10 protein-coding genes and 2 pseudogenes are annotated in these 8,971 nt (G+C 67.5%); 8 read left to right on the plus strand and 4 right to left on the minus strand.

What is annotated here, in order from left to right; genetic code table 11:
• The 3 genes from ACWELQ_RS28620 to ACWELQ_RS28630 form a co-directional block, all read left to right on the plus strand.
• On the plus strand, window positions 1–261 hold a 261-nt coding region (locus ACWELQ_RS28620), incomplete at its 5' end, for an NAD(P)(+) transhydrogenase (Re/Si-specific) subunit beta (protein WP_452400139.1).
• Window positions 262–321: 60 nt separating this feature from the next.
• A complete protein-coding gene (locus ACWELQ_RS28625; protein WP_452400140.1) occupies window positions 322–897 on the plus strand; it encodes a TetR/AcrR family transcriptional regulator in 576 nt (191 codons plus the stop codon).
• Between the two features lie 74 nt (window positions 898–971).
• The gene (locus ACWELQ_RS28630) at window positions 972–1,760 is read left to right on the plus strand and encodes an SDR family oxidoreductase (protein WP_452400141.1); all 789 of its coding nucleotides are present in this window, start codon (window positions 972–974) and stop codon (window positions 1,758–1,760) included.
• A 75-nt stretch (window positions 1,761–1,835) separates the two neighbouring features.
• Here the strand turns inward: ACWELQ_RS28630 and ACWELQ_RS28635 are convergent, their stop codons facing one another.
• A complete protein-coding gene (locus ACWELQ_RS28635) occupies window positions 1,836–2,156 on the minus strand; it encodes a GroES family chaperonin (RefSeq protein WP_033085091.1) in 321 nt (106 codons plus the stop codon).
• Between the two features lie 31 nt (window positions 2,157–2,187).
• On the minus strand, window positions 2,188–2,796 hold the full coding sequence (locus ACWELQ_RS28640; RefSeq protein WP_452400142.1) for a TetR family transcriptional regulator: 609 nt from the start codon (window positions 2,794–2,796) through the stop codon (window positions 2,188–2,190).
• Window positions 2,797–2,940: 144 nt separating this feature from the next.
• Here ACWELQ_RS28640 and ACWELQ_RS28645 point away from each other — a divergent pair, with 144 nt between their 5' ends.
• The 3 genes from ACWELQ_RS28645 to ACWELQ_RS28655 all read left to right on the plus strand — a co-directional run bounded on the left by ACWELQ_RS28645 (window position 2,941) and on the right by ACWELQ_RS28655 (window position 6,130).
• On the plus strand, window positions 2,941–4,407 hold the full coding sequence (locus ACWELQ_RS28645) for an MFS transporter (protein WP_452400143.1): 1,467 nt from the start codon (window positions 2,941–2,943) through the stop codon (window positions 4,405–4,407).
• A 107-nt stretch (window positions 4,408–4,514) separates the two neighbouring features.
• Window positions 4,515–5,834: an FAD-binding oxidoreductase gene (locus ACWELQ_RS28650; protein WP_452400147.1), complete on the plus strand. Its 1,320-nt coding sequence runs from the start codon at window positions 4,515–4,517 to the stop codon at window positions 5,832–5,834.
• A 5-nt stretch (window positions 5,835–5,839) separates the two neighbouring features.
• Window positions 5,840–6,130, plus strand: a complete 291-nt coding sequence (locus ACWELQ_RS28655) for a GNAT family N-acetyltransferase (RefSeq protein ID WP_452400144.1) — start codon at window positions 5,840–5,842, stop codon at window positions 6,128–6,130.
• On the opposite strand, the gene ACWELQ_RS28660 is transcribed toward ACWELQ_RS28655, so the two are convergent.
• A complete protein-coding gene (locus ACWELQ_RS28660; RefSeq protein WP_452400145.1) occupies window positions 6,127–6,450 on the minus strand; it encodes a hypothetical protein in 324 nt (107 codons plus the stop codon). The genes ACWELQ_RS28655 and ACWELQ_RS28660 overlap by 4 nt on opposite strands.
• 296 nt (window positions 6,451–6,746) lie before the next feature.
• Here ACWELQ_RS28660 and ACWELQ_RS28665 point away from each other — a divergent pair, with 296 nt between their 5' ends.
• On the plus strand, window positions 6,747–7,283 hold the full coding sequence (locus tag ACWELQ_RS28665; protein ID WP_452400146.1) for a hypothetical protein: 537 nt from the start codon (window positions 6,747–6,749) through the stop codon (window positions 7,281–7,283).
• Between the two features lie 92 nt (window positions 7,284–7,375).
• On the opposite strand, the pseudogene ACWELQ_RS28670 reads toward ACWELQ_RS28665, so the two are convergent.
• Window positions 7,376–8,464, minus strand: a pseudogene (locus tag ACWELQ_RS28670) (acyl-CoA dehydrogenase family protein); the annotation flags it as partial.
• A gap of 68 nt (window positions 8,465–8,532) precedes the next feature.
• Between ACWELQ_RS28670 and ACWELQ_RS28675 the strand changes: the two are divergent.
• A pseudogene (locus ACWELQ_RS28675) lies at window positions 8,533–8,971 on the plus strand (MerR family transcriptional regulator); the annotation flags it as partial.

Below are 8,971 nucleotides of genomic sequence, written 5' to 3' on the forward strand. Positions count from 1 at the left end.
GCCCGCACCGATGTCGCCCTGGTCATCGGCGCCAACGACGTCACCAACCCCGCCGCCCGCGAGGACGCCTCGTCCCCCATCTACGGCATGCCGGTGTTGAACGTCGACCAGGCCAAGTCGGTCATCGTCCTCAAACGCTCGATGAACTCCGGCTTCGCCGGCATCGACAACCCCCTGTTCTACGCCGACCACACCTCCATGCTCTTCGGCGACGCCAAGAAGTCCGTCGGCGCCGTCACCGAGGAACTCAAGGCGCTGTAGGAGATTCAGCGAAATACCCCGTTCTTGACCTGCGAGTCAAGAACGGGGTATTTTTGTTTCATGGGCAGGCCACGGAACTTCGATGCGGACACGGTGGTGGATCGCGCGATGGAGGCGTTCTGGACCCATGGGTATGCGGGGTGTTCGCCTGCGCAGTTGGCGGAGGCTACCGGGATCGGGAAGGGCAGTCTTTACAACACCTTCGGGAGTAAACGGGAGTTGTTCGATCTCGCCATGATTCGGTACAACCGGATGGGGTCGGAGCTGGCGAGAGAGACACTGGCTCAGCCTGGTTCGACTCGGGAGCGGTTTCGGGCCTGGATTCGGTACACGGTGGACACCGAGTTCGAGTACCCGGTTCGGCGGGGTTGCTTGCTGGTGAATACCGCGCTGGAGATGGCGGGGCACGACACCGAGGCCACCAAGGCCGTGAACGACGGATATGAGCTCATGATCGAGGTGTTCCGAGAACGGCTCGAACGTGGGCAGCGCGACGGCGATGTGCGCGCCGATCTCGACACTCGGGCATATGCCGAGTTCTTGATGAATACCATTGGCGGGCTTCGGATTACCGCCAAGGTGTCGGATGTCGAGACCTTGTATCGGATCATCGACACCACTCTGTCCACCCTCTGACACTGCTGGGCCGCGACCTGCGGCCCTTTTCTTCACCTCAATTTTTGACCTGTAGTTCAAGAAAGGTAAGGATCATGGATCTCGGACTGAACGGCAAGACCGCGCTCGTCACCGGCGCGAGCCGGGGCATCGGGCTGGCCGTCGCCGAAGAGCTGGCCGCCGAGGGCGTACGCGTCGTCGGGGTGGCCCGCAACATCACGCCGGAACTCGAAAAAGTCGCGGCAGCAACCATTTCCGCCGATTTGAGCACCACCGAGGGCGCGCTCGCCGCGGTCGAGGGCGCCCTGGCCGAGCTCGGCGGCATCGACATCCTGATCAACAATGTCGGCGGCGGCGACGCCGACAAACTGAACCTCGGCGGCTTCCTCGACATCCCCGCGGACCAGTGGCAAAAACTGTTCGACCTCAACCTGTTCGGCGTGGTGACCACCGTGCGCGCGGCCCTGCCCAGCATTATCGAACGGCGCGGCGCGATCATCACGGTGTCCTCGATCAACGCGCGAATCCCGGCGGTCGGCCCGGTCGGCTACAGCGAGGCCAAGGCGGCGCTCACCAACTTCGGCAAGCGGCTCAGCGAGGAGTTCGGGCCGCAGGGCGTGCGCGTGAACACCGTCTCCCCCGGACCGGTGGGCACCGACATCTGGCGCGGACCCGGCCAGCTCGGCGCGAAGCTCGCCGCCGCGAACGGCGTTGCCCACGAGGACTTCCTGGCCGGCATGGCGGGGCAGTTCGACATCGCCGCGGGCCGCATCGCCGAACCCGGCGAGATCGCCGCCCTGGTGACCTTCCTCGCCTCCGAGCGGGCGGCCATCATCAACGGCTCGGACTACGTCATCGACGGCGGCATCCTCAAGGCCGCCTGATCCGGTACGGCCGCCTGATCCGGTACAACAACGGCCCGCACCCGAAAGGGTTGCGGGCCGTTGGCGTTTCGAGCGCTACAGGTACAGGCCGGTGCCGTGTTCCGGGTGGGTGTTGGCGACGGCGTGCAGATCGCGTTCGCGCAGCACGTAGTACGCCTGCGCCTGGATCTCCACCTCGAACTGATCGTCGGCGCTGAAGAGCACCTGATCGCCCACGCTCACCGCGCGGACATGGGAACCCACGCCGCACACCTCACCCCAGGACAGGCGCTTGGCCACCTGGGCGGTGGCCGGAATGAGAATGCCACCGCTGCTGCGCCGTTCGCCCGCCTCGGGGCTCAGCTTGACCATCACGCGGTCGTGCAGCATCTGGATTTCTAGCTTGGCATCGGACACGGCGGCAGTGTACTGCGCCGGGAACGGCGGGTTACGCTCCGGTGTCCGGGACGGACGAGGCGCCCGGCGCGACGATGCGGCGGATGGCGTCCTTGATCCAGGCCCGCTGCGCCTCCGGATCGATCGCGGGGCCGAGGGTGAAATCGGCGACCTGCGGGACCGCCAGCGGATAGTTGATCATCGACATGAGCAGCATGAGCACCTGGCCGGGCGGCATATCCTCGCGCATCAGCCCCTTACCCTGGGCCACCTCGACCTTCTGCCGCTTCTCCAGGTAACGGCCGCAACGCAATTCACCCGCCGAGGCGTTCTCGCGCCCCAGTTCGAGGGCCTCCCACTGCAACAGCCGCAGCAGTTCCGGATGCTCGCGGTGGTAGTCGATGTGCTGGTCGATCCAGGTGTCGAGGTCCTCGATATCGGTGGTGACCGACCCGGCCACGGCCAGCATGGTCTTCTCCAGCACCTGGTGGAACAGCTTCTCCTTGTCGCCGAAGTAGGCGTAGATGAGCTGCTTGTTGGCCTTGGCGTTGCGGGCGATGCGGTCGACGCGCGCGCCCGCGATCCCGTACCGCGCGAATTCCGCGGTCGCGGCCTCGAAGATGCGCGCCTTGGTCGCCTCGGGATCCCTGGTGCCTGCCATGCCTTCGATGGTAACCAACCAACTGGTTGACAAGCGGTCGGTGCGGGTGGAATATCTGTAACCAACCGGTTAGTTACAAACACTGTGCTTCCGGCGCAACGGCGCGCCGACTCCCCCACCCCCTTGCACGTTCGGGAGAACGACGTGACCACACTCGAAAGCCGAACCACCGCAACGGTTCCCGTAACCGCCGGGTTCGATGCTCGCTGGCGAGCCCTGCCCGTCATCCTCAGTGCCATGTTCATGGCGATGTTCGACTGGTTCGTCGTGAACGTCGCCGCCTCCTCGCTCCAGCACGACCTGCACGCCGGCGAATCGGCGCTGGAACTGATCGTCGGCGGCTACGGCTTCGCCTACGCCTCGGGCCTGATCACCGGCGGCCGTCTCGGCGACCTGCACGGGCACCGGAAACTCTTCGTGATCGGCATGCTCGCCTTCACCGCCGCCTCACTGCTGTGCGGACTCGCGCCCAACGCCTGGGCGCTGGTCGCCTTCCGAGTCCTGCAGGGCGGCACCGCGGCGCTCATGGTGCCGCAGATGCTGGCGCTCATCAACACCCTCTTCCCGCCGCACGAACGGCCCAGGGCCATGGCCGCATTCGGCGCCACCATCGGCCTCGGCGCGGTCTCGGGGCAGGTGCTCGGCGGCGTGCTGCTCGACCTCGACCTGTTCGGCTGGGGCTGGCGCAGCATCTTCTACATCAATGTGCCCATCGGGCTGGCGGCCGCCGCGCTCGCTGCCCGCTGGCTGCCCCGCCACGAGCAGACCCAGCGGCCCAAGCTGGATCCGATCGGCGCACTGGGCATCTCGGCCGCACTGGCCCTGCTGCTGGTGCCCATCACACTGGGCCGTCCGGAGGGCTGGCCGGTGTGGACCTGGGTCAGCATGCTCGCCTCGATCCCGGTGCTGCTGCTCACCCTGCGCTACGAGAACCGCCTGGAAAGCCGCGGCGGCGAACCCGTCCTCGACACCACCATGGTGCGCGAACGCGGCTTCAGCCTCGGGCTGGTCATCGCGGGCGGATACCTGACCTTCTTCGCCGGGTTCATGCTGTGCCTGACCCTCATGCTGCAGAACGGGCTCGGATTGTCGCCGCTCACAGCGGGATTGGCGTTCGCGCCACTGGGCCTGTGCTTCGCGGGCAGCTCGTTCTTCCTCGCGCCCCGGGTGGCCGCGCGGATCGGGAACCGGGTGATGGTGCTGGGCACGCTCACCAGCCTCACCGGGCTGGCAATCACCCTCGCGGTACTGGTCGGCATGGGCAGCGGCGTCACCGCGCTCGCGCTGATCCCCGGCATGATGATCGTCGGCACCGGCAACGGGCTCACCATCCCCTCGGTTGTCGGGGCGGTGCTGTCCTCGGGCATCCCGGCGCGGCAGGCGGGCATGGCGGCGGGCGTGCTCACCACCTCGCAGCAGTTCGGAAACGCCATCGGCGCAACGGTTCTCGGGGTGATCTTCTTCAGCGCGCTGGGCAGCCACCACGGCACCGGCGGGTATGTGACGGCGATGGAGATGGCGGCGCTGGGCGGGGCGGCGGTGTTGGCGGTCGTGCTGGCCGCGGCGCTGGCGCTCCCCAAGGCAGCCACACCGGCGCGAGCCGCGCACTGAGTGATCGGATCAGAAGCTACGGGTTCCGGACAAAACGCGGCCGGAACCCGTAGCTTCGGCATGTGGACATCGATCTCGACGGACTGCGCGGTCTCCTCTCCGACGGCATGGTGGTGACCGATCCCGATGTGCTGAACGGATATCGGCAGGATCGGGCCCTGGATCCGGACGCGGGGACCGCGCTCGCACTGATCCGGCCGCTGACCACCGAACAGGTCGCCACGACCGTGCGCTGGGCGCACGAGCATCGGGTGCCGATCGTGCCGCGCGGGGCCGGGACCGGACTCTCCGGCGGGGCCACCGCCCAGAACGGGGCACTGCTGCTGAGCACCGAGAAGATGCGGGACATCACCGTCGACCCCGTCACCCGCACCGCCGTGGCGCAGCCGGGACTGCTCAATGCCGAGGTCAAGCGGGCCGTCGCCGCGCAGGGACTGTGGTACCCGCCCGACCCCTCCTCCTTCGAGATCTGCTCGATCGGCGGCAACGCGGCCACCAACGCGGGCGGTCTGTGCTGCGTGAAGTACGGCGTCACCACCGATTACGTGCTCGGCATGCAGGTGGTGCTGGCCGACGGGACCGCGGTGCGGCTGGGCGGGCCGCGCCTCAAGGACTCGGCGGGGTTGTCGTTGACCAAGCTGTTCGTCGGCAGCGAGGGCACGCTGGGGATCATCACCGAGTTGACGCTGCGGCTGCTGCCCGCGCAACCGCCGCAGTCGACGGTGGTCGCCACGTTCGCGGACCTGACCGCCGCCACCGACGCGATCCTGGCCATCACCGGCCGATTGCGGCCCTCCATGCTGGAATTCATGGACGCGGTGGCGATCAACGCCGTCGAGGACGAACTGCGGATGGGGCTCGACCGCGACGCCGCCGCGCTGTTGGTGGCCCGCTCCGACGCACCCGGCGAACACGCCGGGCACGAGGCCGACCTCATGCTCACCGCCTGCGAGAAGGCCGGGGCCACCGAGGCTTTCCGCACCGACGATCCGGACGAGGGCGAAGCCTTCTGCGCGGCACGGCGATTCGCCATCCCCGCGGTGGAACGCAAAGGGCCGCTGCTGCTCGAGGACGTCGGCGTCCCACTGCCGCGGCTGGGCGAACTGGTCTCCGGCATCGCCGAGATCGCCGCGCACCGGCGGGTGCTCATCTCCGTCATCGCGCACGCGGGCGACGGCAACACCCACCCGCTCATCGTGCACGACCCGGCCGACCCGGACGAAGCCGAGCGCGCGCACCTGGCCTTCGGCGAGATCATGGACCTCGCAATCGGTCTCGGCGGCACCATCACCGGTGAACACGGGGTCGGGCGGTTGAAGAAGGCGTGGCTGCCCGATCAACTCGGGCCGGACGTGATGACACTCACGCGCCGCATCAAGGAAGCACTGGATCCGCACGGAATACTCAACCCGGGAGCGGTGCTGTGACCGACATGAGCACGAAGCTGGAACACAATGCCGACGCCACCCGCTACGAGATCTACCTCGACGGCACGCTCGCGGGTTACGCCGACTACGCGGAACGCCTCGACGGCGACACCAAGATCCGCGACATCCAGCACACCCTCACATTTCCCGAGTTCCGGGGCCGTGGCGTGGCCGCGCAGGTCGTCGAGTTCGCGTTGAACGATGCGCGCGCGGAAGGCTTCTCGATCATTCCCACCTGCTGGTACGTCGAGAAGTACATTACCGAGCACCCCGAATACGCCGACCTGGTGGCCTAATTCGACCGTGGCGTGTTGCGGCGCTGCCAGACCCGGAAATGCCGGTCGGCGCTGCCCTCCATCGCCGCACTCACCTTCGCGTCGTCGAAACCCGGCAGCGACTGCAGCTTCGCCAGGAACGCGGTGTCGGCCGCCGAATACGGCACCACACAGCCCTTGCCGGTGGCGCCGATCAGAACGAAGAACACATCACCGGCGAACGGCCCGTCCGCCGCCGTAATGATCCGTACCTCCGCCAGTTCCGTCCATGCGACCTCTTCCACCCGTCCGTCGGCCAGTGTGCGCCGGACGAAGGTGTCGTTGATTTCGACTCCGGCCATGGCTCCATAGTGCCCCCGGCATCCGTGCCCGAACAGCCCTCGAACCCTTGCTTTACCTGAGGAAGCCGTAAAGAAAAGCCCCGGCGAACCGGCCCGCCGCACATCGGCGGCGAACGCTCGAGTGGAGCAATTCTTCAGCTACTGAACAGATTTCGGATCGCCGTGCGTGGCGACATTCCGGAACTGTCAGTCGGCTGTGAAAAGCCAGGGTTTCATAGATGTGGGCCGGGTGCCGCCGTTAGGGTCCGAAAGCCCCTCGACCCAGGGGTTTTCACCAACTGGGAGATATTGACCTTATGAAGAAGTCGGTCCTCGCTCGCTCCGGAGCCGGAATCGCCGGAGCGGTCGCCGTTGCCGGGCTCACCATCGCGATGGCTCCCGCCGCCTCGGCACAGCTGGCCATCACGTCCTCCACGGCCTACTGCGTCAGCACCACGTACTCGATCACCTTCCCGTCGGCCGACGCCGCGCAGATGGCCTCGCAGTCCAACGCCACCAGCTTCGTGCTGGAAGCCACCAACACCGGCACCAACCAGACCTGGTGGTCCGCGCCGGTGACCTACACCCAGGGCACGGACCTGACCTTCCAGTGGACGCCGTCGCAGTCGGTGACCGGTTCGCAGAGCGCCGTCGGCAACTGGAACCTCTTCGTCACCGCGTCCGGTGTCGCCGGTGTCGCCGAGGGCCCGCTCGCGGTCAACGTCGTGCAGACCGCACCGTCGGGCACCACCTGCAGCCCGTCCGCCCTCGGCACCGGCAGCGCGAACATGACGGTCGGCTCGCTGCTCAGCAGTCTGCTCGCCAGCCTGTCCTCGGCGGCGCAGACCCAGTAGGGAACACCGGACGAAACAGCGGAGGCGGCCCGAGCCGAAACTCGGAGCCGCCTCCAGTCGTCTTCTCGCCCTGTCGCTTTCGCGACCGGGGATCAGCGCAGGATCTGACGCGACATCACGACGCGCTGGATCTGGTTGGTGCCCTCGTAGATCTGGGTGATCTTGGCGTCGCGCATCATGCGCTCCACCGGGAAGTCGGTGGTGTAGCCCGCGCCGCCGAAGAGCTGCACGGCGTTGGTGGTGACCTCCATGGCCACATCGGAGGCGAAGCACTTGGCCGCGGCCGAGATGAAGCCCAGGTTCTTCTCGCCACGCTCGGCGCGGGCGGCCGAGGTGTAGACCATGAGGCGCGCGGCCTCGATCTTCATGGCCATATCGGCCAGCATGAACTCGGTGTTCTGGAACGACGCGATGGTCTTGCCGAACTGCTTGCGGTCCTTAGTGTAAGCGATCGCGGCGTCCAGCGCGCCCTGCGCGATGCCGACGGCCTGCGCGCCGATGGTCGGGCGGGTGTGGTCGAGGGTCTGCAGGGCGGTCTTGAAGCCGGTGCCGGGCTCGCCGACGATGCGGTCACCGGGAACCTTGCAGTTCTCGAAGTACAGTTCCGCGGTCGGGGAACCCTTGATGCCGAGCTTGTGCTCGAGCGGGCCGACCACGAAGCCCTCGTCGTCCTTGTGGACCATGAACGAGGAGATGCCGTTGGCGCCCTTGTCGGCGTCGGTGACGGCCATGACGGTGTACCAATCGGACTTGCCGCCGTTGGTGATCCAGCACTTGGAGCCGTTGATGATCCAGCCGTCGCCGTCGGCCTTGGCGCGGGTGCGCATGGAGGCGGCGTCGGAGCCGGCCTCACGCTCGGACAGCGCGTAGGAGGCCATCTTGCCCGCGACGATGTCGGCGAGGACCTTGGTCTTGAGCTCCTCGGAACCGTTGAGGATCAGGCCCATGGTGCCGAGCTTGTTGACGGCCGGGATGAGCGAGGAGGAACCGCAGACGCGGGCCACTTCCTCGATCACGATGCAGGTGGCGACGGAGTCCGCGCCCTGGCCGCCGTACGCCTCGGGCACGTGCACGGCATTGAAGCCCGCCGCGTTCAACGCGGTCAGCGCCTCCTCGGGGAAGCGGGCGTTGCCGTCCACGTCCTTCGCGTAGGGGGCGATCTCCTTCTCGGCTGATCTCCGCGCACCTGGCGCACTACGGGGTGATCGCCACCTGGAATCGATTGTGCCGCCCCGCCTTCGAGGACATCGTGGCGAAGCAGCGACTCGGGCGCGGCTACATCGATGTCGAGCACCTTCTGTCCTGGGCGGTCACCACCGCCCTGCATCGTGGCGTCCCCGCCCTGACCGACCTGCGGGATGAACCGGAGATCGTACTGGCCTGCACCGGAGGCGAGCAGCACGTGCTGCCGCTGGAAGTGCTGCGGGCGGCGCTGGCCGAACAGGGCCGCCCCGCGCTGCTGCTCGGGGCGTCGGTGCCTGCCGAGGCATTGGCGCAGGCCCTGATCCGGCGGAACCAACCGACGGCGGTCGTGCTCTGGTCACAGTCGGAGTCGACGGCTCTCGGCGAGGCGATCGAGGCGGCCGAACGCTCGCGCACAGCGGTCCTCCTGGCTGGGCCGGGCTGGGAACAGGCCGATATCGCCTCCGGGCGTACGCATCTCCATTCCCTGGAGCAGGCGGTCGCGG

Source organism: Nocardia sp. NPDC004722, from assembly GCF_053601505.1.

Bases quoted from the DNA above. Each gene is read 5' to 3' on its own strand.
- ACWELQ_RS28625 (WP_452400140.1), top strand. From the start codon at position 322: ATGGGCAGGCCACGGAACTTCGATGCGGACACGGTGGTGGATCGCGCG.
- ACWELQ_RS28630 (WP_452400141.1), top strand. From the start codon at position 972: ATGGATCTCGGACTGAACGGCAAGACCGCGCTCGTCACCGGCGCGAGC.
- ACWELQ_RS28640 (WP_452400142.1), bottom strand. From the start codon at position 2,796: ATGGCAGGCACCAGGGATCCCGAGGCGACCAAGGCGCGCATCTTCGAG.
- ACWELQ_RS28650 (WP_452400147.1), top strand. From the start codon at position 4,515: ATGGTGGTGACCGATCCCGATGTGCTGAACGGATATCGGCAGGATCGG.
- ACWELQ_RS28655 (WP_452400144.1), top strand. From the start codon at position 5,840: ATGAGCACGAAGCTGGAACACAATGCCGACGCCACCCGCTACGAGATC.
- ACWELQ_RS28660 (WP_452400145.1), bottom strand. From the start codon at position 6,450: ATGGCCGGAGTCGAAATCAACGACACCTTCGTCCGGCGCACACTGGCC.
- ACWELQ_RS28665 (WP_452400146.1), top strand. From the start codon at position 6,747: ATGAAGAAGTCGGTCCTCGCTCGCTCCGGAGCCGGAATCGCCGGAGCG.